Genomic DNA, 23,521 nt, shown 5'->3' on the forward strand with positions numbered 1-23,521 from the left:
GTATGACAGCCAGCGTCATTACCTTGCGCATTTTACGTAGACCGCCCTTTCAGTTTTCGAAGTTCGTTTTTCACGGGTCGCCTTCATTCTGGAACCATGAAGTGGAACCGACCGAACAAAAACCGGCGCGCTCCCCGAATGGGCTTCGTGGGGGACGAAAAGGGATCGATGGTGGTGGAGGCAGCATTTGCGCTGCCGATCCTCATAACCGTCATGCTTGGCATCGTCAGTTATGGCAGCTGGTTCGTCGCTGCACATAATGTGCAATCTGCGGCCAACGACGCGGCAAGGTCCGCGCTGGCTGGCTTGAACCAGGCAGAACGGACCCGGCTCGTCACGGCAAGTATCGAGGCCAGCGTGATCGGGTCCGATCACCTCGACCCGACGAAGCTCGTCGTGCAGACCGATCTCGACGGCGCCTACTACACCGTGACCGTGACTTACGATGGGTCAGGCACACTCATGGGAGCGACCTCGCTCCTGCCCCTTCCCTCCAGCACGATCGAGCGCAGCGCAGTGGTGCGGCTCGTCGGCGTATGAGGAGATACGACATGCCCCTAACCATTCTTCGCCGGTTCCATCGCAACGAAGATGCCGCCGTCGGCATCATGATGGGAGCTGGCGCTGCCCTGCTTTGCGGAGCCTGTGCGCTGGGCGTCGATCTGGGCATGGTCTATCTTGCGAAGCGCGACTTGCAGAATGCTGCCGACGCTGCAGCGATCGCCGCGGTCGATACGCTCGAAACAGGGGCCGATGCCGCCGTACAGGAGCTGATCGTGCGCCGGGGCGATGGGGACATCGTAATCAAGAGCATCGAGCCGGGCGATTACGAACGGATCGACGATGTCGAGCTCGATGCGCGTTTTACGGCTGACGAGGATACGCCCACCGCTGCCCGGGTAACGTTGTCGCGCGACGTGAAGCTCTATTTCGCGCGCGTCTTCTCCAAGGATACGACAACGGTGAACGCCGTTGCCACCGCAGCACGCATGGACCGCGCAGCATTTCAGGTCGGCGCTCGCCTCGGCTCACTGTCGGGCGGTGTGCCCAATGCCTTGCTTTCGGCGCTGGCCGGAGACGACCTGCAACTGACCGTCAACGACTTCTCCAGCCTGGAGGGCACGGCGATCGACCTCATGGATTTCGCCGACGCGGTTCGCGACAAGGCGGGGCTGTCAGGCAAAAGCTATGGCGAAGTGTTCGAAAGCGACATTCCCCTGAACGACATCGTTGAGGCAATGGCCGGCGTTTCGCCCAGCGACGACAGCGAGACCATCCTGCTTGCCGTTGCCAGCAAGCTTGGCGGCGAAACGATCAAGCTGGCCGACATGATCGACCTCGGCCCTTATGCGAAAACCGACTTCAATGACGGCACGGGCAAGATGACGGTGGACGCGGCCTCTGTTCTGCGCGGCGCGATCGAATACTCGCACGGCGACGGATACGACGTGCAGACCAACGTGTCGGTCGCAGGTCTCAGCAGCACCAAGGTACGGCTCGTCGGCGGGAACGTGATCGCGGCAACGCCCCTGTTCACGGTTACGGACAGCAAGGACATGGTAGTGCGCACCGGTCGCATCCGGCTCTACATCGAAAGCACCGTTCCGGCCGCAGCCACCGGCATCACGTCGATGAAGGTTCCGCTTTACGTCGAACTGGCTTCGGCTGAAGCCAAGCTAAGCGCGATCAGCTGCGGCGCGGGGGACTCCACCGACGGCGTCACCCTTGCCGTGACACCTTCTATCGGCACCGTGGCCATCGCGCAGACCGATGCCAGCGAACTGGGCGAATTGACCAGCGAACCCGTACTGACGAATGCCACGCTCGCCAGCATCGTCGGTGTGAAAGTCGAAGGGCTGTCCGTGATCGAACTGGGCGGAACGACGGCCAAGTCAGTGCACTTCTCGCCCAGCGACATTTCTTCAAAGACCACCAAGTCGGTTTCGAGCGATGACGCGATTACGGCGATTGCAACCTCTCTGGCCAACGACGCCGCGATCACGGTCACGGCTGGCCCGCTCTCGCTTACACCGACCGACGTTATCGAGGGCCAGATCTCGACCGCGCTGCTGTCGGCCGCGCCTACGCTCGACAGCGTGGTCAACACCGCGACCCGCACGATGGGTGTGCGCCTCGGGATTGCCGACACGCGGGTCAACGCGATGAAGTGCGGGCTTCCTACACTGGTGGCGTAAGGGTCGCTGGCTGCGAGAGCGCTGGAGGGATCAGTCCTTCAGGCCCGCAGCCGCCAGCAGAGCTTCCGTACTGGGGTCGAACCCCTCGCCCCCGCCAGCTGCGATCTGGTTGGCGATCTGCTTGCCAAGCTCCACGCCGAACTGGTCGAACGGGTTGATGCCCAGCAGGACCGCGTTGGCGAACGTGCGATGTTCGTGGAACGCGATCAACGCGCCAAGCGTCGCCGGGTCCATCCTGTCGCACAGGATCGTGGTCGACGGGCGATTGCCCGGATAGGCCCGCGCACCATCGTCGCTCTCCTTGCCCGCCATCAACGCCGCGCCTTGCGCGAAACAGTTGGTCAGCAGGATCGCATGGTGTTCGGGATCGAGATCGTGCCCCGCCTGCTTCACCGCGATGAAGTCGACCGGAACTTCGACCGTGCCTTGGTGGAGAAGCTGGAACACCGCGTGCTGTGCATCGGTACCCACCCCGCCCCATGTGATCGGCGCGCTCTGCCGGCCAAGCGCCGATCCGTCCGTAAGGACCGACTTGCCGTTCGATTCCATCTCGAGCTGCTGAAGGTAATCGGGAAACAGGGCCAGCCGCTCGTCATAGGCAAAGACCGCGCGCGTCTGGCAGCCGCGAAGCTGTACATACATCAGGTCGACGAAAGCGGCGCGCAGCGGCAGGTTCGCAAACCCGTCGGTATCGGCAAAATGCCGGTCGACCGCAGCCGCACCTTCGAGAAACGCGGCAAACCCGTCCCAGCCAAGCGCAATGGCAACCGGAAAGCCGATCGAGGACCAGAGCGAATAGCGCCCGCCCACGCTTTGGGAAAACGGCAGGACGCGGGTCTCATCGACGCCCCATTCGACGGCCTTGTCGGGGCTGGCGGTCAGGGCGACGACCTTGCCGTAGGGATCGGATACGCCCGATTCTTCCAGCCACTGGATCGCGCTGGCCGCGTTGGTCATCGTCTCGATCGTGGTGAAAGTTTTCGACGCGACCGCGATCATCGTCGTTGCCGGATCGCAGACCTCGAAAGCGGCTTCCAGCGCATTGCCGTCGATGTTGGAGACGACATGGACATCGACCGGCGCGCGCCATTCCGCCGTCGGACGGGCGAGCGCGTCGATGGCCAGCGCGGGGCCGAGCGCCGAGCCGCCGATGCCGATGTGGATCAGGTGCTTTACCGGCCCGAAAACGCCTTCGTGGATCGCCTCGACCAGGCCGCGCATCCGCATGTGGAAGGCGTCGGCCTCGGCCACGCTTTCGTCCGCGCCGATGCCGCGCTGGGCGGTATGTTCTGCAGCACGCCCCTCGGTCGGGTTCGCCATACCGCCACCCAGCATCGTTTCGCGTGCAGCGTTAAAGCCGGCGGCCCGCGCCAAAGCCTCGAACTTTGCGACCAGATCGGCGGAAAGATGCGTCTTGGACCAGTCGAAATAGACTTCCGATTCCTCCACGGTCAGTGTCGCCGAATAGGTCCCCACCCGGTTCGCATCGGCAGCGAACAGCTCTTTCAGCGTCGCGGTCGGCGTATTTTCAAGGGCAGTCCAGCAGGCGGCAGTATCGGTCATCGGGCGGATCGGTCCTTCGTTTTGCTTTGCAACACGGGGTTACTGCCCTATGCCGCGCAGGCTTACCAGTGGGCATGGATGAAACACCTCGAATGCGATTGAAATTCGGCAAAGGGAAAGACGTGGACGCCGCAGATACCGGCGCTGCTCCCGCGAAAAAGGAAAAGAAGGAAGACAGCTTCGTCGTCTTCCTCGTGAAGCTGGCGGTCGTCGTCTTCATCTTCCGCAGCTTCATATTCTCGCCCTTCTCGATTCCCTCGGAATCGATGCTGCCGCGCCTGCTGATCGGGGACTACCTGCTCGCCGCGAAATGGCCCTACGGCTACACGCGCTATTCGCTGCCGTTCAACGTGCCGCTGATCCCGGGCCGCATCCTCGCTTCCGAACCGGAACGCGGCGACATCGCGGTGTTCAAGGCACCGCCTACGGCAGAGGTCGACTATATCAAGCGCGTCATCGGCCTGCCGGGTGACCAGATCCAGATGCGCGACGGCACGCTCTACATCAACGGCGACGAAGTGAAGAAGCGCAAGATCGACGACTTCGTTCTGCCGATCACGCAGAACATGATCGACGCCGCTGCCCTAGACGGTCGCCCCTCGCCCTGTGCCCGCACCGATTTCGAGGAAGTGGACGATGCTGGCCAAGGCTTCTGCCGCTATCCCCGCTATGTCGAAACCCTGCCCGAGGGTCGCAGTTACGAGGTGCTCGACATCGCGATCACGCCACAGGACAATACCTCGGTATTCACCGTTCCCGCAGGCCATGTCTTCATGATGGGCGACAATCGCGACAATTCCGAAGACAGCCGCTTTCCGGCCGAAGTCGGTGGCGGTGTCGGAATGGTGCCGATCGAGAACCTTGTCGGACGCGCGCAGATCATGATGTGGTCGACCGACGGTTCGGCCGAGTGGCTGCTTCCCTGGACCTGGTTCACCGCCGCGCGCTGGGACCGGCTCGGCACGACCTTCTGATCCGACCATGACCCTATCCCCCGAAACGAAGGACTGGATCGCGGCTCAGACCGGGCTTCCGGCCAAGGACGAGCATTTGTGGACCGCTGCACTGACGCACGGCAGCACGGGCGAGGATTTCGATTACCAGCGGCTCGAATTCCTTGGCGACCGCGTGCTTGGACTTTCGATCGCCGAATGGCTCTACGAAAAGGGCGAGGATACCGAGGGCAAGCTGTCGCAGCGCCTCAACGCCCTTGTCAGCCGCCAATCCTGTGCCCGCGTCGCACGCGAAATCGACCTGTCGGCCCATATGCGTCTGGGCAAGCAGGCCCGCGCCGATGGCGGGCTGGATAGCGACAACATCCTTGGCGACATCATCGAATCGCTGATCGGTGCCTGTCAGGTCGATCACGGCTTCGAAGTCGCCCGCGCGCTCGTGCGCAAATGGTTCGGCGATGCGGTGGAAGGCCGCGCCGGACGCAAGAAACACCCCAAGTCCGCCTTGCAGGAGTGGGCCGCCGGCAATCGCCGCAAGCCGCCCGAATACGAACTGCTCGACCGGTCCGGCCCCGACCATGCCTCGCGCTTTACCGTCAAGGTAACCGTCAGGGGTGTCGGCGAGGCGACCGGCGAAGGCGATTCCAAGCAACAGGCCGAAACCGCGGCCGCAACGGCATTTCTGGACCAACATGGCTGAAGAACAGACAAATTGCGGCGTCGTCGCCGTCATCGGCGCCCCCAATGCGGGCAAGTCGACCCTCGTCAACGCGCTCGTCGGGCAGAAGGTGGCTATCACCAGCCCCAAGGCCCAGACGACCCGCGCGCGCCTGCTGGGCATCGCACTGCTTGGCTCGACGCAGATCGTGCTCGCCGACACGCCCGGCATCTTCGCGCCGCGCCGCCGGCTCGACCGCGCGATGGTCTCCGCCGCATGGGAAGGTGCAGAGGCCGCCGATGCGATCATGCTCGTCGTCGACAGCGTGAAGCTGCGCCGGCACGAGCTTGAGCCGCTGCTGGAAACGCTGGCATCGCGCAAGGAGCGCAAGCTCCTCGTGCTCAACAAGGTCGATATCTCGAAGAAAGAAGCGCTTCTGCTGCTCGCACAGGAGTTGAGCGACAAAGCCGCTTTCGATGAAATCTTCTTTGTGTCGGCCATGACCGGCGACGGCGTTCCCGAACTTAAATCGCGCCTTGCCGAGATGATGCCCGAAGGCCCGTGGCTTTACCCCGAGGACCAGGTCTCGGACGCCTCGGAACGCCTGCTGGCTGCCGAAATCACGCGCGAACAGCTCTACCGCCAGCTTCGCGACGAACTGCCCTATGACAGCGCGGTCCGGCCCGAGGCCTATCGCCAGAACGAGGACGGTTCGGTTGAAATCCGCCAGCAGATCGTAGTCGGACGTGATACGCAAAAAGCCATCGTGCTCGGCAAGGGCGGATCGCGCATCAAGGCCATCGGCGAAGCTGCGCGCAAGGAGTTAAGCGAACTTCTCGAACAGAAAGTCCACCTCTTCCTCCACGTGAAGGTCGAGGAAAACTGGGCCGATAATCGCGAGTTCTATGAAGTGCTGGGGCTGGACTGGGTGAAGTAAGCGCCTAAAATGCCGATCCCGCCTCGCTCTGCCGCGCCTGTGCCGCCGTTACGGTATTGAACCGGAACATCGTGCAGGCAGCGGCGAGAACGGCGAAGCCGATCGACACGTAGAACGGTATCGGACCAAGCCCGAGCCCAAGGCCAAGCAACAGGCCGACCACCGCCGCTGCGGTCGCCTGACCCAACAGCCGCGAAGTCGACAAGACACCGCCCGCAGCCGCAGACCGGTGCATCGGCGCATTGCCGATGGCGAGGCGTGAATTGGGCGCGAGGAAGAACCCGAAGCCCGCCGCGGTAATGGACAACCGCCACGCAACGTCCCAGCCACCGGCGTCGTCAGGCAACAGCGAAAGCAGGATGAGCCCGACGATCGCGACGATGAGGCCGGGTACGCCCAGCTTGCTGGCTGCGACACGGTCGGACAGCCAACCCGCGGTGGGCGAAATGACGAGCATCGTGAGCGGGAACGGCAAGAGCAGCAGGCCGACCTGATCTGGCGAATAGCCCATGCCTTGTTCCAATCGGAAAGGCAGCGTGATCATCAGCGCGCCGGCAGACAGGAACACAGCCACAGCGGCAAGCGCGGATAGCCCTATGACCGGAACCTTCAGCAGGTCGACCGGCACGATGGGCCGTTCCCTCGTGCCTTCGCGCTTCACCAGGAACCATGTCGAGGCGATGCCTGCCAAAACACTCGCAATGCCAAGCCAGCGAGTATTCTCGTGGCTGGCAAGCTGCAGACCGCCGATCAGCAGCGCCATCGTCACCGCGCTCCAGATCCCGCCGGTCCAGTCGGTCTTGCCCGGACGCGGCTCCGGATCGGGCAAAGCTCGACCCAGCAAGAGGGAGACGACGGCTAGCGGAGCGGCGACGAAGAACACGCTCTGCCAAGGAAAATGCGCGACGATGTACCCGCCAAGCGTCGGCGCCAAGGCCGCCGATGATGCGACGACGATGGAGTTGAAGCCCAATCCCGCACCAAGCGACTTTTCGGGATAGATCGCCCGAACCAGTGCGACGTTGACGGCCATCGCCATGGACGCACCAATCGCCTGCCCTGCGCGCAGGACCAGTAGCATCGAAAAGTTGTCGACGAAGAAACACAGGGCCGAAGCCACGCAGAAGACAAGCTGCCCGATCTGGTAAAGCTTGCGGTGCCCGATGCGGTCGCCAAGACTGGCCAGCGGCAAAAGCCCCATGACCATGACGAGCTGGTAGATCGTGACGACACTGGTGATAGCGCCCTCGCCCACGCCCAGTTCGCGCGAGAGTGTCGGCAAGGCGACATTGGCGATCTGTCCGTCGATGACGAGCAACGAAAGACCGAAGGAAATGGCCGCGATAGCATAGAAACGGCGCGGCATGGGAAGACCCTGATAGCCTTCAGCCTCCGTCGAGCTTTTGCCCGCCCGTTCGGCGTCCGTCACGTTACCTCGCATCTGCAGCATGACCCGACAACGCCCGAATTACCGTCGGTATCCCGGGCGCTACCAAGGTATCATTCCGCCTTCTTGGCAGGCGCCTTTTTCTTGGCCGCCGCCTTCTTTTTCGCAGGCGCCTTCTTCTTGGTAGCCTTCTTCTTTTTCTTCTTCGTGCCGCCCTTGGCCGCACGTTCGGAAATCAGGCGGACCGCGTCTTCCTCGGTCACGTCCTCCGGCTTCATGTCGCGCGGGATCGTGGCGTTGGTGGTGCCGTCGGTGACATAGGGGCCATAGCGCCCCGCCAGCAGCTTGATCTCGCCGCCGCTTTCCGGATGCGCGCCGAAAGTCTTCAGCGGCTCTGCCTTGGCGCGCGCCCCGCGTCCGCCACGGTTCTGCGCCTCGGCCAGCAGGGTAACTGCCGCGTTCATGCCGGTGTCGAACACGTCGGCCGTGCTGGTGAGCTTCGCATACTTACCGTCGTGGCGAAGATAGGGACCGTAGCGCCCGATGTTCGCCTCGATTTCCTTACCGGTCTCCGGGTGCTCACCCACGATGCGCGGCAGCGAGATGAGCTTCACCGCCCATTCGAGATCGAGCTCTGGAATGTCCTTCGGGATCGAAGCGCGCGCCGCTTCCTTGCCCTCACCCATCTGGATGTAGGGACCGAAACGGCCCGTCTTGCGAACGATGTCCTCACCCGTTTCCGGGTGCTTGCCGACAACGCCGTCGCCGCCTTCGTCCCCGTCGGCCCCCGGCTGGCCGAAGCCGCGGGTATATTTGCACTCGGGGTAGTTCGAGCAGCCGATGAACGGCCCGTTGCGGCTGCCGCGAAGCGACAGCTTGCCGTCACCGCAAAGCGGGCAGGCGCGCGGGTCGGTGCCGTCTTCCTTGGGCGGGAAGAGATAGTCCGAAAGGAAGGTGTCGAGCTGCTCCATCACTTCGGACGGCTTGTGCTCCATGACCTCGTCGGACTTGGGCTTGAAGTCGCGCCAGAACGCGTCGAGCACGGCCTGCCAGTCAGCGCGCCCGCCCGAAACGTCGTCCAGTTCCTCTTCCATGCCGGCGGTGAAGTCGTAGGCGACATACCGCTCAAAAAAGCGTTCGAGAAACGAGGTGAGAAGCCGGCCTGAATCCTCTGCAAAGAAACGGTTTTTCTCGGTCCGGACGTAGTTGCGATCCTTCAGGACCTGAATGACCGAGGCGTAAGTCGAAGGACGCCCGATGCCCAGTTCCTCCATCCGCTTGACGAGGCTGGCCTCGGAGAAACGCGGCGGCGGCTGGGTAAAGTGCTGGGTCGCTTCGACGCCCTTCTTGGCCGGACGGTCGCCCGACTTCAGGAACGGCAGCAGGCCCTCGTCATCGTCCTCGCCCTTCTGGTCGAGCCCTTCTTCATAGACCGCGAGAAAGCCGGGGAACTTCACGACCTGACCGGTTGCGCGCAGCTCGTGGCTGCCCGTGCCGTCGCGCATCGTGACGGTCGTGCGTTCCAATGCGGCAGAAGCCATCTGGCTGGCCATCGCGCGCTTGTAGATGAGGTCGTAGAGCTTGGCCGCATCGCCCTGCCCTGCACGATCGCGCGAGAAATCGGTCGGGCGGATCGCCTCGTGCGCTTCCTGCGCGTTCTTGGCCTTGGTCTGATAGTGGCGCGGCTTTTCGGGCAAGTAGTGCCCGCTGAACCGGTCCGAGATCGCCTTGCGCGCCGCGCTGATCGCGCCCGGGTCCATCTGGACGCCGTCGGTACGCATGTAGGTGATCGCGCCCTGCTCATAGAGGCCCTGCGCCAGCCGCATCGTGTGGCTGGCCGAATAGCCCAGCTTGCGCGCCGCTTCCTGCTGCAGCGTCGAGGTCGTGAACGGCGGTGCCGGATTGCGGCGCTGGGGCTTGGTCTCGACGTTTTCGACAGTGAAGAGACCGTCTTCGACAGCCTTCTTCGCCCGCGTCGCGATGCCTTCGTCGCCAAGGCTCAGGCGGTCAAGCTTGTTGCCTTCGAACCGGACCAGACGCGCATCGAACGCAGTGCCGTCATGCTCCAGCTTGGCAAGGACGTTCCAGTATTCCTGCGGCTTGAAAGCCTCGATCTCGCGCTCACGCTCGACAATCAGGCGCAGCGCGACCGACTGGACGCGACCAGCGGACTTGGCGCCCGGCAGCTTGCGCCAGAGGACCGGCGAGAGCGTGAAGCCGAAGAGGTAGTCCAGCGCGCGGCGGGCGAGATAGGCGTCGATCAGGTCGCGGTCGAGTTCGCGCGGGGCGGCCATCGCGTCGGTGACCGCCTTCTTGGTGATGGCGTTGAAGGTAACCCGCTCCACGTCCTTGGGCAGCGCCTTGCGCTTGGCCAGCAGCTCCTGGACGTGCCACGAGATCGCCTCTCCCTCGCGGTCAGGGTCGGTCGCGAGGATCAGGCGGTCGGCCTGCTTGGCGGCATCGGCGATCGCGCGGACCTGCTTCTGCTTGTCGCCGTAAAGCTCCCAATCCATGGCGAAGCCTTCGTCCGGGCGGACCGAGCCATCCTTGGGCGGCAGGTCGCGGACATGGCCGTAGCTGGCAAGGACCTTGTAGTCCGAGCCGAGGTATTTCTCGATTGTCTTCGCCTTGGCGGGCGACTCGACGATAACAAGCTGCATTCAATATTCCCGGGCGCGGGACAGGACGCCCCTACGCGTATACGCGTGTGAATCTGGGTACCGCCCCCTGCGTTGGTCAAGCCGATAAAGCAAGACCCGGCCGCAAAGTCGCGGACCGGGTCCTACTTCAACCGTCGGAATTATCAGCGAAGCATTGCGACGCCCGCGATAGCAAGGTCGTTCGCAAGCGTTGCGACCTTGACCTTGGATCACCATGTGACCGGTGCCGAAAGACCTGTGCGCCCCGGCGGCCGCGCAATGGGATGCCAGCGTTGGCGCCTGAATACCGCTTACAAATGCTGCAATCTTTATTGCTCAGGTATTGAGAGATACACGTCCGCCGGCATGGCGCGTCAGCCGTCCCGCCAGCTCGAGTTCGAGCAGCGCCAACTGGACCGAGCCCGGACTTTCGCCGCTGGATCGCACGATGTCATCCACCGGAACCGGCGCGGAAGAGAGCAGGCTCTCGATCTCGGCAGGGTGTTCCCCAGCACCTTCCGCCAGATCGAATTCCGTAAATGCGGGCCGTTCCTCCCGGAAAGTCGAGCGCGGCTGTCCGGTGAAGTCCTCGATCAATTCGATCACGTCATCCGGCGTCTGAACGAGAACCGCGCCGTCACGGATCAACTGGTTACACCCCCTCGCCCGGCCGTCGAGCGGATTGCCCGGGATCGCCATGACCTCCCGGCCCGCTTCGCCAGCGAGGCGCGCGGTGATCAGGCTGCCAGATTTCGGCGCGGCCTCTACGACGAGCGTGCCAGAGGCAAGCCCCGCGATAATGCGATTGCGGCTGGGGAAATGGCGCGCTTGCGGTTCTGTGCCGGGCGGCTGTTCCGCGATCAACACGCCTTCGTTCGCGATGCGCTCCTGCAAGTCGGCATGTTGAGGTGGATAGACGACATCGATACCGCCCGCGATTACCGCCGCGGTCGCGCCGGTCGACAAGGCGCCTTCATGCGCTGCACCGTCAATGCCGCGTGCAAGGCCCGACACGACGAGCTTGCCCGCATCGGCCAGGGCCTCGCCGAACTGGAGCGCCAGTTTCAGCGCGGCGGCACTGGCATTGCGTGCGCCGACAATGGCCACGGCGGGCTCGGCCAGCAAAGCGACATCGCCGCGATAGGTTACGATTGGCGGCGCGGACGGAGCCTCGCGCAGCAGGGCCGGATAGGCAGTATCGTCGTGAAACAGGTAACGCGCCCCTGCCGCGCGAACCGCCGCGATCTCTTCGCGTATCGCGTCGGGATGCGCGACCGTCATTCGCCGCCCGCCGCGTGCCGCCATGTCCGGCAAAGCCTCAAGCGCCGCGACGGCACTGCCGAAACGCCGCAGAAGCTGACGGAAAGTCACGGGGCCCACGTTGGGCGAACGCAACAGGCGGATGCGGGCGAAAGCCTCTTCCTGCGTCAGGGTCATCGGAGCGGGATCAGCCCTTCTTGCTGCCGATGCGCGGCTCCTTGCCGGCGAAAAGCCTGCGAATATTGTCACGGTGCCGCCACAGGACGACCACCGCCATCGCGGCCAGCGCCGGTGCGTAAATCTGATAGCCAAGCACTTGCGCCGCGATGGGCGCCGCGATTGCCGCGCTCATCCCGCCGACCGACGAAATACGCGTAATCGCCAGCACACCGATCCACACGACCGCGAAGATCGCTCCGATCGGCCATGCCAGACCCAGCGCAACGCCCATCAGCGTCGCCACGCCCTTGCCACCCTTGAACCGCAGCCAGATCGGGTAACAATGGCCGATGATGGCCGCGACACCGGCAATCGCCTCAAGCCCTGGCCAGAAAGAACGGGCCAGAAATACGACCAGAACGCCCTTCAGCAGGTCCAGAAGCAAAGTCGCAGCCGCCAGTCCCTTGCGCCCGGTGCGCAGCACATTCGTCGCCCCCGTGCCGCCGGAACCGATCTGGTGCAGGTCGCCAGCGCCCGCCATGCGGACGAGGATGACGCCGAACGGGATCGAGCCGAGCACATAGCCCAGGACAAGGGCCGAAATCAGCACGGTTGCAGACACTTGAAGGACAATCCTCTCTGCCGGCATGGGGGCCGGTTTCATTGGTAGGTAGAAGCTAGCGCCCGTCTGTTTCGGGCACAAGACGCGCGGATGCCTTGCCAAATCGGCGCAGCATCGCGCATGGCCTTTCGCCAGATGGAACGCGAAACGCAAGCGCCCGAACCCGACGCCCCCCTGCTGATTTTCGATTCAGGGGTCGGGGGGCTTTCGGTTCTCGATGCCGTGCGCAAGGCGCTGCCCGATGCGCCCATCATCTACGCCGCCGACAACGCAGGCCTTCCCTACGGTAGCAAAAGCGAGGCGGAGATCGCCGCCCGCGTCGCCGGACTGCTGGGCCGGATGGCCGAACGATACCGTCCCCGCCTTGCCTGCATCGCATGCAATACCGCGAGCACGATCGCGCTGGGCATGGTGCGCGAGGTGCTGCACATCCCGATCGTCGGCACGGTCCCGGCAATCAAGCCGGCCGCCGAGATCACCGAAACCGGCACGATCGGCCTGATCGGCACAGAAGCGACGATCCGGCAGGAATACGTCGACAATCTTGAGGCCGAATTCGCCCACGGCAAGACCCTGCTGCGCCTCGCCGCGCCTGATCTCGTAGCGGCGGCTGAAGCAAAATTGCGCGGCGAACCCGTCGATTCCGCTTCTATCGAACAGGCAGCGCGCCGCCTGACCATGATGGCCAGCGGCAACAGGATCGACGTGCTGGTGCTGGCCTGCACCCACTTTCCGCTGCTGTCAGCCGAGCTGCAGGAGGCTTTCGGCCCCGATGTGCGCCTCATCGACGGCGCCGAAGGCATCGCCCGCCGGATCGCCAGCCTGACGCAGGGACAGTCCTTTGCCCGCAGCCGCCCCGACCGCGCCGTATTCACCCGCAACGAAGCGGGTCTTGCGGGCCTGAAAGATGCCCTCGCCCGGCGCGGGATCGAGGAAATCGAGATCCTGTAAGGTTTTTTCCTAGTGCTTTGGGCCAATTTGACCTGACGCAAGGACGGCCTAACTTTCCCTCGACCATAGCGGTGCGCGGTCGTCATCCGTGCCGAGGGGGCCCCGGATGGCGACCAACCTTTTTCCAAAATGGTCACACGGGGGCGATGACTTTGGCACGGATCGGCCAAAGTTTTTGCAAGGAGAGACGCGATGGACTATGGGCGCGATGGACGGAACGGGCTGACGGTCATTGGCCGTATCAAGCACCGCTGCACCGCTGACCATTCGCAGGATAACGGAAGCGCGACAGTGAATTACGACCAGGTTTTCGATCAGGCTATCGAGCGCCTCCACACTGAGGGCCGCTACCGCGTCTTCATCGACATCCTGCGCAACAAGGGCGCATATCCCAACGCTCGCTGCTTTGCCGGCCACAACGGCCCGAAGCCGATCACCGTGTGGTGTTCCAACGACTATCTCGCCATGGGCCAGCATCCCAAGGTGATCGAGGCGATGGAAAACGCCTTGCATGACGTTGGCGCAGGCTCTGGCGGCACGCGCAACATCGGCGGCAACACCCACTATCACATCGAGCTTGAGCACGAGCTGGCCGACCTTCACGGCAAGGAAGGCGCGCTGCTGTTCACCTCGGGCTATGTCTCGAACGACACGACGCTGACGACGCTGGGCAAGCTGCTGCCGGGCTGCGTGATCTTTTCGGACGAACTGAACCACGCCTCGATGATCGCTGGCATCCGCAATTCCGGCTGCGAGAAGCGGGTGTGGCGCCACAACGACCTTGAACACCTGGAAGAACTGCTGGCCGCCGAAAACCCCGACGTGCCCAAGCTGATCGCTTTCGAGAGCGTCTATTCGATGGACGGCGACGTCGCCCCGATCCACGCGATCTGCGACCTTGCCGACAAGTACAACGCGCTGACCTACATCGACGAAGTCCATGCCGTGGGCATGTACGGCGAACGCGGCGGCGGCATTTCGGAACGCGACAAGGCCGCGGACCGCATCGACATCATCGAAGGCACGTTGGGCAAGGCATTCGGCGTGATGGGGGGCTATATCGCGGCCGACCAGAAGATCATTGACTGCGTGCGTTCCTACGCGCCGGGCTTCATCTTCACGACCTCGCTTTCGCCGGTTCTGGTCGCAGGCGTGCTCGCCAGCGTGAAGCACCTCAAATCCAGCAGCGTCGAGCGTGAGGGCCAGCAGGCCTCTGCCGCGTTCCTGAAGCAGGCAATGCGCGATGCGGGCCTGCCGGTCATGGATTCGACCACGCACATCGTCCCCCTCATGGTGGGCGATCCGGTGCGCGCGAAGAAGATCAGCGACATTCTGCTCGCCGAATACGGCGTCTATGTTCAGCCAATCAACTTCCCGACCGTGCCGCGCGGCACCGAACGCCTGCGCTTCACCCCGGGCCCGGCGCATACGCGGGAAATGATGACCGAACTCGTCACCGCCCTTCTCGAGATCTGGGAACGGCTGGAGATGAAGCTGGCTGCCTGACGGGAATGGCCGACCCTGACGACAAGGTCGGCATCCCGCTGGACGCGACGTCCGGCACCCACAACCGCGAGAAGAAGTCGCACGTCGGCATTTCGCGCCGGACGAACTTGCGCGCCTTGTGGGCGGGCGCGGTCAATCAGGACTTCTTCAATGAAATCGTCCAGCTGACGAACCTTGAAGAACTCTACATGGCCTGGCCGACGACGGCTGCGGACATTTCGGGGATCACCGCGCTCAAGAAGCTGCGCAAGCTGCAGATCGACAGTCCGCGCAATGTCACCGACTTCACGCCGCTTACGCGCCTGCCGAACTTGGTCGAGCTTGATCTGGAGAACGCGAAGCATCTCTACGACCTGTCATGGCTGCGTCCCCTGAAGGACCGGCTGGAGGTGCTGCACCTCGACGGGTCGATCAACACGTCGCAGAAACTGAAAAGCCTCGAACCGCTGGACGGGTTCGTGTTCCGCAAGTTCTGGATGACCAATGCGCGGCTTGAAGACAAGGACTTCGGCCCGCTGATCAATTGCCGCAACCTGACCGATTTCCACTGCGCGCGTTTCGCCGCCCGCAAGGAGGATTTCATGCGGCTCGCCGATGCGCGGCCCGATCTCAAATGCCAGTGGTTCGACCCCGACTTGTGGGAGCCGCCGCGCAACTTCCGTTAGCTGAGCGCCAACCTCGCACGCGCGGCATCGTACTGCGCCTTCAGCGTCGCGATACGTTCTGCCACCGGCACCACGGCATCGATCGCACCAATGCCCTGCCCGCTGCCCCAGATGTCCTTCCACGCCTTCGCGCCGCCAAAATCCATCGCCGAGGGATCGCTTTCAGGCAGTTTGTCCGGGTCCATGCCCGAATTGACGATTGAACCGCGCAGGTAGTTGCCGTGAACGCCGGTAAACAGGTTCGAATAGACGATGTCGTCCGCCGTACTGTCGACGATCATCTGCTTGTATCCGTCCGAGGCCACGGCTTCCTCCGTCGCGATCAGCGCAGAGCCGATATAGGCAAGGTCCGCTCCCATCGCCTGCGCTGCCAGCACCGCGCCGCCATTGGCGATAGAGCCCGACAGGGCGAGCGGCCCGTCGAACCACTCCCTGATCTCCTGAATCAGCGCGAAGGGTGACAAGGTACCCGCATGGCCCCCTGCTCCGGCGGCGACCGCGACAAGGCCGTCAGCGCCTTTCTGGATGGCCTTGCGGGCGAACTTGTCGTTGATCACGTCGTGGAACACCACGCCGCCATAGGAATGAATAGCCTCGTTAACTTCCTCGCGCGCGCCGAGCGAGCTGATCACGATCGGCACCTTGTACTTCACGCAAAGTGCGAGATCTTCCTCCAGCCGCACGTTCGAGCGGTGGACGATCAGGTTCACGGCGAAAGGCGCATCGTCCTCAGTCAGTTCGTCGTTCAGCCGCTGCAGCCAGCTTTCGAAAACGCCTTCGCCGCGCGCGTTGAGTGACGGGAACGAGCCCACGATGCCGCTGCGGCATTCGGCCAGCACCATGTCGGGCTGCGAAATGATGAACATGGGCGCTGCGATCACCGGGAAACGCAGGCGATCGGCAAGCAGGGGCGGCAAGGACATGGCTCGATTTTCTCCCGATTTTGCCCGTGGCTAGCAGCGCGGATTGCCCCTCACAAGAACGCTACGGAAAGCATCAGCCCATACCGAGAAATATCGCCGTGATGCCGATTGCATTGTTCGTCATGTGCGCGGCGATGCATGGCAAGAGCCTGCGAGAGCACAGGACGTAAAGCGCACCGAGGATCAGGCCCATCAGGCCCGTCGAGATAACGCCCGACCATCCCTGGTAGAGATGCGTGATGCCGAAAACGACAGCGGACAGGATCGCGAGCGGCCATGCCAGGTGCTTGCCGAAAGCAGCGCTGCCCCATCCGATCACCGCGCCGCGGAATATCACTTCCTCGAATATGCCGCCAAAGATCAGCCCGACGGCCATCATGACGAGGTAGTTCGGCACGCTGCCCTTCACCGCATCGAAATCGCTGAGATCCACCGGCTCCCCGGTCAGGGCCGTGATCAGCGGCTCTACCGCCACGCTGAACGCGATGGCCGTCGCTGTGCCGACCGCCATGCCGAGCAGGATCGAGGCCGGAACCGAGCGCCATACGAGAGCCAGCGTCGGCTTGCGGCTGTTCGACAAGAATATAAGCGCCAGCGCGACGACAATCGCGGATACCAGCGCGCCCGCCCCCGGCAGCAGCAAAGCGGGCAGGAAAACGCCCGCGATCAGCAGGCCGCAGACGATACGTTCGGTCTTCGTGGTCATCGATGCCCTCGCCCCTTTATCCGAGAGCGAGCATCGGGCCATCAGGTCGCCAAGTAAAGCGCGGTCGATCCGATGAAGTTGAAGGTCATGTGCGCCGCGATGCAGGGCAAGAGGCGGCGTCCGCACAGAAGGTAGAGCGTGCCAAGCACCAGCCCCGCAAACCCCGTCACCACCGCGCCGGATACGCCGTAGTCCATATGCGCATAGCCGAAGACCGCAGTCGAGAGCAGCATGATCACCGGCGCGAAACCCTTGCCGAAGATCTTTGCACCCCAGCCGATCACGTAGCCACGGAACACGATCTCCTCGAGGATCGCACTGCCCAGCGCGATCAGCAGGACGAAAGCATACATCACGGGATTGCCCGCCGCCTGATCCAGCCCGCCGACGCTGATCCCCTTGCCGAACTGCTGCTCGACAAAAGGCCGCACGAAATTGGCGATGCCCCACGCCATGCCGGCGCCAACCGCGATACCGAGCAGAATGGAAACGATCCGGTTCTTCCAGACCATCGCCAGCGTCGGCGCCCGCGCTCCCTTGAAGAAAACGAGCCCGATGGCGGCAAGCGCGATCGACGCAAACACGCCGAAACCGGGCTGAAGCGCCACGGGGACGAGCGGAAGCAGGCAAGCAATCGCCGCCAGCAGCGTGCCGGTGGCCTTGGTGGCTTTGGATGACATGGGCCGTTTCCTAAAGCGGCAAGGCTAACAGGGCCTTACCGCTTTAGTGAAATCAGCGAAGCGAGACGACGTTGTCCGAAACACGCGGATCGTCGCGGTCGCCGCGATAGAGGCTGCTCATCGGCTCGTCCGTGACGGTCTCGACCGGGCCCGAACCGAAACCGTTGAAACCGGTCCGCATCGCCGCGCCATAGGCACCCAGCATGCCGACTTCGATATAGTCGCCAGCCTTGATGTCGCCGGGCAGCGGGAACGGGCCTTCCATGAAGTCCGCATCGTCGCAGGTCGGGCCGTAGAACGAAAAATTCTCGCTCTCCACGTCATTGCCGGCGGTGCCGTCGGCCGCGATGCGGCGGACGGGGAAGCGCCATGCCACGTGGGCGGCATCGAACAGCGCGCCATAGGCACCGTCGTTGATGAACAATTCGGTCCCGCGGCGCTTTTCGACGCGCACGATCATCGAGTTGTACTCCGCACACAGCGCACGACCCGGCTCGCACCACAGTTCGGCGTTGTAGGCGATCGGCAACGCGTAAAAGTGCTGGTGGATGATCTTGAAGTAATCTTCGAGCGGCGGCGGTTCCATGCCCGGATAGACCGACGGGAAGCCCCCGCCGACATCGATCATGTCGATGACGACCGATGCCTCGGCAATTGCGGCGCGGACGCGTTCCAGCGCCTGCACGTATGCAAACGGGCTCATCGCCTGCGAACCGACGTGGAAGCATACGCCCAGCCAGTCGGCGACCTGGCGGGTCGCCTGAAGCAGCGCGGGTGCCTCGGTCAGGTCGACACCGAACTTCGACGCGAGCGACAGTTCCGAATACTCGGACGAGACGCGCAGGCGCACGCACAGGCGCAGGTCCGTCGCGCCCTTGGTGGCGCGGACGATCTTCTCCAGTTCCTCGACGGAATCGAGGCTGAAAGTCTTGCAGCCGTGATCGAAGTAGGCCTCTGCGATCGCACGCTCGGTCTTGACCGGATGCATGAAGCACAGCGTCGCTTCGGGAAGCGTTTCGCGCACGAGCCGCACTTCCGCAATCGAGGCGACGTCGTAGTGCGTCACGCCCGATTCCCACTGAAGGCGCAGCAGATCAGCCGAAGGGTTCGCCTTTACCGCGTAGAGCACCTTGCCCGGAAACTTCTCGACAAAGAAACGGGCAGCGCGCCGCGCAGCGTGCGGGCGGTTGAGGATGACCGGTTCGTCCGGAGCGAGGTCGCGAACTACAGAAGCGGCGTCAGGATGGATGTGCAACTCAAGGGACCCCCAGGACAACGTGTTCAACAAGGCTGCCTTGCGGTTTGGAAGTCCCCTTGGGGCAGCGAGGGGGCGCATATAAGGCAAGGCGCGCGAACTGCAAGCCAAAAGTGACCGGAAAGCACGCGTTTTCGGATGACAAAACGATGACATCCACGCACTTTCCGCTGCGGCTTTGTCCCTGCAGCATGACCATCATACGATCAGGCGCAACCATGCGTTCCGCGACCCGCCACAGGCCGTGGCGCTTGTGCGGCGGGTCGGGAAAAGCGGGTCAGAACTGGACGTTCGGAACCTGGTCTACGACGCCCTTTTCGCTGTCGTCCAGCCGGTGGAAGTCGGCGTGGGTGAACCCGAGCATTCCGGCAAAGACCACCGCGGGGAAGCTTTCGACGCCGGTGTTGTAGCGCGAAACGGCGGCGTTCAGTGCGCGGCGGGCAGCGGCGAGCTTGTCCTCGACGTCGGAAAGTTCGCGCTGCAATTCCTGGAAATTCGCGCTTGCCTTCAGATCCGGATAAGCCTCGCCCAGTGCCATCAGGCGGTCGAGCGCCACGCGCAGCCCTGCCTCGTCGTTCGAATCGATCGCGCCCGTTGCAGCTTTGTTGCGGGCCGAGATCACGGCGTCGAGCGTCTCCTGCTCGTGGCTGGCATAGCCCTTCACCGTGTTGACGAGATTGGGCACGAGGTCGTGCCTCTGCCGCAGCTGCGCGTCGATGTCGGCCACGCCCTGCTTCACGTTCTGACGCAGTGCGACCAGCTGGTTGTAGATTCCGATCACGATGACGGCCAGCACCACCACGATGACCAGCACGACGATCCCGACAACGCCCATGTAGATATCCCCCTTCGAAGCCTTCACAGGCCTTTTACGGTCAATATGTTAATCAACGCAAACGGGGGGCGCGAAAGCCGTGATCGACAATCTCAATCCGCAGGCGCTGATGGCAGGACCGCTAGGCGACTGGCTGGGCGAGCAGCGTCACGTGCGCGAAGCCGCAAAGGCAAAATCTAAGAGCCGCGGATGGAATGCAGCTATCGTTCTACTGCCGCTGTTTGCGGCAGGAATGATCCTGATCCCGATGGACTTCGTACCCAAGCTGATGATCGCGGCATTCATCGGATTCTTCGCGCTGATCTGGGTGCAACAGCCGATTTCGAAGGCCAAGAAGGCGATGAAGGTCGGCATAAACGAGGCGATCGCCGGATCGCTCGGCCTCGCCTACTCGCACGATGTGGAGCCGGGCGAGCATTTCGAACGCGCCCGCGGCTTCGACATGGTGCCAAGCTTTCACCGGTCCAAGTTCGAGGACATGTGGCACGGTGAGATCGGCGGACAGCGCTTCATGCTTCACGAAGCCAAGCTGGAGCAGAAGCGCGGAAGCGGAAAGAACACCCGCTACGTCACCGTCTTCAAGGGCGCGATCATTGCCATCGGGTTCTCACGCGATTTTCACGGCACCACCCTGCTGCAACGCGCGAACAAGCACCGCGGCTTTTTCGGCGGGCGCAAGGACAGCATCAAGCTGAACGGGATGACACTCGACAATGTCGACGTCGTTCACCCCGTGTTCGGCGATTCCTTCGCCGCCTGGACAACCGACCAGGTCGAGGCACGCTACCTGATCCATCCCGCCTATGTGGAACGGATCATCGCGATCGAGGAGGCCTTCTCAGGCAAGAACATCCGCACGTTGTTCCATCGGGGCGAAGTGCTTGTCGCGATCGAATCCGGCGACATGTTCGAAAGCGGATCGATAGATGCGGACAAGGATCACGAGATGATCGCAAAGACGTGCGAGCAGTTTTCCTCGCTCGCCGGTCTGGCCCGTTCGCTGGACGAAGCGGCGCGCTAACCCTTCAACCCGTTGGACGTCGTACCGCGCGCGAATGCACCGACCGACGACATGAACAAGCGCCCGCCCGCCGCTGCGGCATCGGGGCCGATGTTCTGGTAGGCCAAGGTCTTCAGCTCTTCCTCGCTCAACGGTTGCAGCGGCTCAGGCTGGGTCTCGATAATCTCGCGAAGGCGCGCATCGTCCTTTTCCCGGTCGCCGGTAATATCGCCGACCCGCTCGATCACGATGGGCAACGCGGCAGGTGTCCGGCCCGGATCCAGCGCGGAAAGCAGCAAAATCCCGTCCATCGACATGGCACGCGGCAAAGTGACGCCCTTCATCAAGGCAATCAGCGGCGTGCGACCCACCGGATCGAACAGGAAGAAGTAGAGGTTGCCCGCCATCGGGAACATCCAGCCTTCGAACTTCAGTCCCGAACCTTCCATCGAGACCTCGATCATGCCCTCGTCGGTCAGACGAAAGATGCCGTAGTCGTGAAAGAGTTCTGTCGGCATCAGCACCGAAGGACGCGTCGTGCGCCAGAAGCCGGTGTAGGTTTCCGCGCGGAAGGCGATCTCGGCCTCCGATGCCTCTACGATCTTGGCGAAAGGACCTTCAGCACGCATTTCCGGGCCCGATGGTACCCCGGCGCGATAGGCGATGCCGATGCGATCGGCGAGAACGGACTGATCTTCGTACCAGTCCGCCAGCGTCAGCATCGGAAAGGTTTCCTGGAGCACGGCAGTCAACTTGGCGAGGTTGTGTTCGCCCGGATGGATGCTGCCCTTGACCCAGCGGCCGACCAGCGATTTGTCCACCCCGACTTGCTGCGCAAGCGCAACCCTGCTCAGCGACGAAGCCTTGAGCAGCATGTCCAGTTTGGAAGAAAGGTCGGCAACCCGTTTCATTACGGGCGTCATTTAACGATTTCCGGCCAAAATGCAACCGGGTTGCACGAAAGTTGCATTAAGATGCGCCGCTTGGTGCAACTCCCCACCCATCCCGTTTTGGCGCACTTTCAGCACGTTCCGTAGCCGGTTGGGGGATTGGCTACGTTCGGTACGACCGGATTTCGACCCCTTAAAAAGGGTCGCAAGAACGCCAAAACGGCGGCCTAGTGGGAAGTCTCCGTTCTTTCCATCAGCCGCCACTGGCCGTGGCGTCCGTTCCAACGCCTATGGCCGAACGGCAGGTGATGCTTTTGCATCCGCGAAGCCTTCGGACTCCCGTCTGGTCCGGCTTCGCGCCCTGCCAGCCTTGAATTGGCGCGAGCGATCCGGGGCATGGACTTGGTGGGTCGCACCAGAGCCGTTTGTCCGGACGGCGCTTGATGGAGTGATACAGAGCCAAGGCGGCATTGTCCGAGCCGCTGTCCGTGCTTCAGATCGCTCCGCCAATTTTTCTTTTCAGAATGAACGGCCCTGTACCAAGCCGCGCCGTGGTCAGCTCAGCCGGTCGCGGAACGCGTCGTAACCGAAGCCCTTGATCTTCTCGAGCATGCCGGTTTCGCTGTCCCACAGCCATATCGAGGGCAGCGGCACGCCGTTGAAGGTGTTGGTCTTCACCATCGAATAGTGCGCCTGATCAAGAAACGCGAAACGCGCGCCCGGCTCCGGCTTGAACGGCAGGCGGTAGTCGCCGATCACGTCACCGGCGAGGCAGGACGGCCCGCCCAGCCGAACAGGTTCGACGCCCGCTTCTTCGGGCAGTTCACCCAGCATCGCGGGGCGATAGGGTGCCTCGATTACGTCGGGCATGTGGCAGGTCGCCGAAACGTCGGTGATGCCTAGTGGCATCCCGTTCCAGTGCGTGTCGAGCAAAGTGCCGACAAGGATACCGGCGTCCAGCGCAACCGCCTCACCCGGCTCCATGTAGATTTCGCACCCGGTCATATCGCGCACGTCGATCAGGAAACGAACCAGTTCGTCGCGCTGGTAATCGCTGCGCGTGATGTGGTGCCCGCCGCCGAAGTTCAGCCACTTGAGATCTGGGATCACATCCTCGATCCACGGTAGCAGCGCCTCCCATGTGCGCTTGAGCGGCTCGAAATCCTGCTCGCAAAGCGTGTGGAAGTGCAGGCCATCGATGCCTTCCAGATGCTCCTCGGTCACCTGGTCGATCGGAAAGCCCAGTCGCGAATGCGGTGCGCAAGGGTCGTAGCGCGGGACTTCACCCTCGGCGTGCATCGGATTGATGCGCAGGCCGACATCGAAGGATTCGCCGCGATTGCGCGCAAGTTCGATTTGCTCCTTGAAACGTTCGTGCTGCATCGGCGTGTTGAAGATGACGTGGTCGGAGAGGCGCAGGATCTCCTCCATGTCCTCTTCCTTGTAGGCCGCGCAGTAAGTCGCGATCTCGCCATCATAGTGCTCTGCCGCCAACAGCGCTTCCCACAGGCCCGAGGTGCAGACCCCGTCGAGGTATTCGCCGATCGTGGGCGCAACCGACCACATCGAGAACGCCTTCAGCGCCGAGAGCACCTTGATGCCCGCCCGGTCGCGGATGTCGGCCAGCACACGCAAGTTGTCGCGCAGCTTGGCCGTGTCCACGACGAAAGCCGGGCTGTCGACGAGGTTCAGGTCGAAGCGCGCAAAGGCGCCGGGGTCGCCGGCACGGGTTTCCAT

21 protein-coding genes are annotated in these 23,521 nt (G+C 63.1%); 9 read left to right on the forward strand and 12 right to left on the reverse strand.

Going from position 1 to position 23,521, the window contains the following annotated elements; translation table 11 throughout:
- Positions 1 to 138: 138 nt before the first annotated feature.
- Together KIH45_RS11690 and KIH45_RS11695 are read left to right on the forward strand one after the other, a co-directional pair.
- The gene (locus KIH45_RS11690; RefSeq protein WP_213176187.1) at positions 139 to 540 is read left to right on the forward strand and encodes a TadE/TadG family type IV pilus assembly protein; all 402 of its coding nucleotides are present in this window, start codon (positions 139 to 141) and stop codon (positions 538 to 540) included.
- Positions 541 to 551: 11 nt separating this feature from the next.
- A complete protein-coding gene (locus KIH45_RS11695; protein ID WP_213176188.1) occupies positions 552 to 2,195 on the forward strand; it encodes a TadG family pilus assembly protein in 1,644 nt (547 codons plus the stop codon).
- Positions 2,196 to 2,225: 30 nt separating this feature from the next.
- Here KIH45_RS11695 and pgi read toward each other — a convergent pair whose 3' ends face one another.
- Positions 2,226 to 3,758: a glucose-6-phosphate isomerase gene (gene pgi / locus KIH45_RS11700; RefSeq protein WP_213176189.1), complete on the reverse strand. Its 1,533-nt coding sequence runs from the start codon at positions 3,756 to 3,758 to the stop codon at positions 2,226 to 2,228.
- Positions 3,759 to 3,850: 92 nt separating this feature from the next.
- Here pgi and lepB point away from each other — a divergent pair, with 92 nt between their 5' ends.
- The 3 genes from lepB to era are packed head-to-tail and all read left to right on the forward strand — an operon-like array spanning position 3,851 to position 6,306.
- A complete protein-coding gene (gene lepB, locus KIH45_RS11705) occupies positions 3,851 to 4,732 on the forward strand; it encodes a signal peptidase I (RefSeq protein WP_213176190.1) in 882 nt (293 codons plus the stop codon).
- A gap of 7 nt (positions 4,733 to 4,739) precedes the next feature.
- Positions 4,740 to 5,411 carry a ribonuclease III gene (gene rnc, locus KIH45_RS11710; RefSeq protein ID WP_213176191.1) on the forward strand — a complete coding sequence of 224 codons (672 nt, stop codon included), beginning with the start codon at positions 4,740 to 4,742 and terminating at the stop codon, positions 5,409 to 5,411.
- Positions 5,404 to 6,306: a GTPase Era gene (gene era / locus KIH45_RS11715; protein ID WP_213176192.1), complete on the forward strand. Its 903-nt coding sequence runs from the start codon at positions 5,404 to 5,406 to the stop codon at positions 6,304 to 6,306. The genes rnc and era overlap by 8 nt, the downstream gene beginning before the upstream one ends.
- A 4-nt stretch (positions 6,307 to 6,310) precedes the next feature.
- Here era and KIH45_RS11720 read toward each other — a convergent pair whose 3' ends face one another.
- From KIH45_RS11720 to plsY, 4 genes are all read right to left on the reverse strand, one after another.
- On the reverse strand, positions 6,311 to 7,756 hold the full coding sequence (locus KIH45_RS11720) for an MFS transporter (RefSeq protein WP_225899880.1): 1,446 nt from the start codon (positions 7,754 to 7,756) through the stop codon (positions 6,311 to 6,313).
- A 50-nt stretch (positions 7,757 to 7,806) separates the two neighbouring features.
- Positions 7,807 to 10,353 (reverse strand): type I DNA topoisomerase, encoded by a 2,547-nt coding sequence (topA, locus tag KIH45_RS11725; protein WP_213176193.1) that lies wholly within the window; start codon positions 10,351 to 10,353, stop codon positions 7,807 to 7,809.
- Between the two features lie 315 nt (positions 10,354 to 10,668).
- The gene (dprA, locus tag KIH45_RS11730; RefSeq protein WP_213176194.1) at positions 10,669 to 11,769 is read right to left on the reverse strand and encodes a DNA-processing protein DprA; all 1,101 of its coding nucleotides are present in this window, start codon (positions 11,767 to 11,769) and stop codon (positions 10,669 to 10,671) included.
- Positions 11,770 to 11,779: 10 nt separating this feature from the next.
- The gene (gene plsY, locus KIH45_RS11735) at positions 11,780 to 12,373 is read right to left on the reverse strand and encodes a glycerol-3-phosphate 1-O-acyltransferase PlsY (RefSeq protein ID WP_337925475.1); all 594 of its coding nucleotides are present in this window, start codon (positions 12,371 to 12,373) and stop codon (positions 11,780 to 11,782) included.
- A gap of 120 nt (positions 12,374 to 12,493) precedes the next feature.
- Between plsY and murI the strand changes: the two genes are divergently transcribed.
- The 3 genes from murI to KIH45_RS11750 all read left to right on the forward strand — a co-directional run bounded on the left by murI (position 12,494) and on the right by KIH45_RS11750 (position 15,495).
- A complete protein-coding gene (gene murI, locus KIH45_RS11740; RefSeq protein WP_213176195.1) occupies positions 12,494 to 13,324 on the forward strand; it encodes a glutamate racemase in 831 nt (276 codons plus the stop codon).
- Between the two features lie 291 nt (positions 13,325 to 13,615).
- Entirely contained in the window at positions 13,616 to 14,830 is a 1,215-nt protein-coding gene (gene hemA, locus KIH45_RS11745; RefSeq protein WP_213176473.1) for a 5-aminolevulinate synthase, read from the forward strand.
- Between the two features lie 5 nt (positions 14,831 to 14,835).
- Complete coding sequence (locus KIH45_RS11750; RefSeq protein WP_213176196.1) at positions 14,836 to 15,495, forward strand: leucine-rich repeat domain-containing protein; 660 nt, start codon at positions 14,836 to 14,838, stop codon at positions 15,493 to 15,495.
- On the opposite strand, the gene KIH45_RS11755 is transcribed toward KIH45_RS11750, so the two are convergent.
- The 5 genes from KIH45_RS11755 to KIH45_RS11775 all read right to left on the reverse strand — a co-directional run bounded on the left by KIH45_RS11755 (position 15,492) and on the right by KIH45_RS11775 (position 19,921).
- Complete coding sequence (locus KIH45_RS11755; protein WP_213176197.1) at positions 15,492 to 16,418, reverse strand: NAD(P)H-dependent flavin oxidoreductase; 927 nt, start codon at positions 16,416 to 16,418, stop codon at positions 15,492 to 15,494. The two genes, KIH45_RS11750 and KIH45_RS11755, sit on opposite strands and share 4 nt — an antisense overlap.
- 73 nt (positions 16,419 to 16,491) lie before the next feature.
- Positions 16,492 to 17,124, reverse strand: a complete 633-nt coding sequence (locus tag KIH45_RS11760; RefSeq protein ID WP_213176198.1) for a CPBP family intramembrane glutamic endopeptidase — start codon at positions 17,122 to 17,124, stop codon at positions 16,492 to 16,494.
- 41 nt (positions 17,125 to 17,165) lie between these two features.
- Positions 17,166 to 17,804, reverse strand: coding sequence for a CPBP family intramembrane glutamic endopeptidase (locus KIH45_RS11765; protein WP_213176199.1), 639 nt, complete (start codon positions 17,802 to 17,804; stop codon positions 17,166 to 17,168).
- Positions 17,805 to 17,856: 52 nt separating this feature from the next.
- Positions 17,857 to 19,059 (reverse strand): alanine racemase, encoded by a 1,203-nt coding sequence (locus tag KIH45_RS11770; RefSeq protein ID WP_213176200.1) that lies wholly within the window; start codon positions 19,057 to 19,059, stop codon positions 17,857 to 17,859.
- A gap of 277 nt (positions 19,060 to 19,336) precedes the next feature.
- Positions 19,337 to 19,921, reverse strand: coding sequence for a LemA family protein (locus tag KIH45_RS11775; RefSeq protein WP_337925476.1), 585 nt, complete (start codon positions 19,919 to 19,921; stop codon positions 19,337 to 19,339).
- 52 nt (positions 19,922 to 19,973) lie between these two features.
- Here KIH45_RS11775 and KIH45_RS19470 point away from each other — a divergent pair, with 52 nt between their 5' ends.
- Positions 19,974 to 20,915 (forward strand): DUF3137 domain-containing protein, encoded by a 942-nt coding sequence (locus KIH45_RS19470; protein WP_213176201.1) that lies wholly within the window; start codon positions 19,974 to 19,976, stop codon positions 20,913 to 20,915.
- Here KIH45_RS19470 and KIH45_RS11785 read toward each other — a convergent pair.
- A complete protein-coding gene (locus KIH45_RS11785; protein ID WP_213176202.1) occupies positions 20,912 to 21,805 on the reverse strand; it encodes a helix-turn-helix domain-containing protein in 894 nt (297 codons plus the stop codon). The two genes, KIH45_RS19470 and KIH45_RS11785, sit on opposite strands and share 4 nt — an antisense overlap.
- Before the next feature lie 534 nt (positions 21,806 to 22,339).
- Positions 22,340 to 23,521, reverse strand: coding sequence for a carboxynorspermidine decarboxylase (locus KIH45_RS11790; protein WP_213176203.1), 1,182 nt, complete (start codon positions 23,519 to 23,521; stop codon positions 22,340 to 22,342).

This window comes from Croceicoccus gelatinilyticus (assembly GCF_018398395.1).
In the GTDB taxonomy this organism is placed as follows: Bacteria; Pseudomonadota; Alphaproteobacteria; order Sphingomonadales; family Sphingomonadaceae; genus Croceicoccus; species Croceicoccus gelatinilyticus.

Coding starts and splice junctions, on each gene's coding strand:
- topA (WP_213176193.1), bottom strand. CDS start 10,353: ATGCAGCTTGTTATCGTCGAGTCGCCCGCCAAGGCGAAGACAATCGAG.
- KIH45_RS11765 (WP_213176199.1), bottom strand. CDS start 17,804: ATGTCATCCAAAGCCACCAAGGCCACCGGCACGCTGCTGGCGGCGATT.
- KIH45_RS11755 (WP_213176197.1), bottom strand. CDS start 16,418: ATGTCCTTGCCGCCCCTGCTTGCCGATCGCCTGCGTTTCCCGGTGATC.
- KIH45_RS11690 (WP_213176187.1), top strand. CDS start 139: ATGGGCTTCGTGGGGGACGAAAAGGGATCGATGGTGGTGGAGGCAGCA.
- KIH45_RS11750 (WP_213176196.1), top strand. CDS start 14,836: ATGGCCGACCCTGACGACAAGGTCGGCATCCCGCTGGACGCGACGTCC.
- KIH45_RS11790 (WP_213176203.1), bottom strand. CDS start 23,521: ATGGAAACCCGTGCCGGCGACCCCGGCGCCTTTGCGCGCTTCGACCTG.
- KIH45_RS11720 (WP_225899880.1), bottom strand. CDS start 7,756: ATGCTGCAGATGCGAGGTAACGTGACGGACGCCGAACGGGCGGGCAAA.
- rnc (WP_213176191.1), top strand. CDS start 4,740: ATGACCCTATCCCCCGAAACGAAGGACTGGATCGCGGCTCAGACCGGG.
- murI (WP_213176195.1), top strand. CDS start 12,494: ATGGCCTTTCGCCAGATGGAACGCGAAACGCAAGCGCCCGAACCCGAC.
- KIH45_RS11695 (WP_213176188.1), top strand. CDS start 552: ATGCCCCTAACCATTCTTCGCCGGTTCCATCGCAACGAAGATGCCGCC.
- KIH45_RS11760 (WP_213176198.1), bottom strand. CDS start 17,124: ATGACCACGAAGACCGAACGTATCGTCTGCGGCCTGCTGATCGCGGGC.
- dprA (WP_213176194.1), bottom strand. CDS start 11,769: ATGACCCTGACGCAGGAAGAGGCTTTCGCCCGCATCCGCCTGTTGCGT.
- KIH45_RS11785 (WP_213176202.1), bottom strand. CDS start 21,805: ATGAAACGGGTTGCCGACCTTTCTTCCAAACTGGACATGCTGCTCAAG.
- pgi (WP_213176189.1), bottom strand. CDS start 3,758: ATGACCGATACTGCCGCCTGCTGGACTGCCCTTGAAAATACGCCGACC.
- era (WP_213176192.1), top strand. CDS start 5,404: ATGGCTGAAGAACAGACAAATTGCGGCGTCGTCGCCGTCATCGGCGCC.
- lepB (WP_213176190.1), top strand. CDS start 3,851: ATGCGATTGAAATTCGGCAAAGGGAAAGACGTGGACGCCGCAGATACC.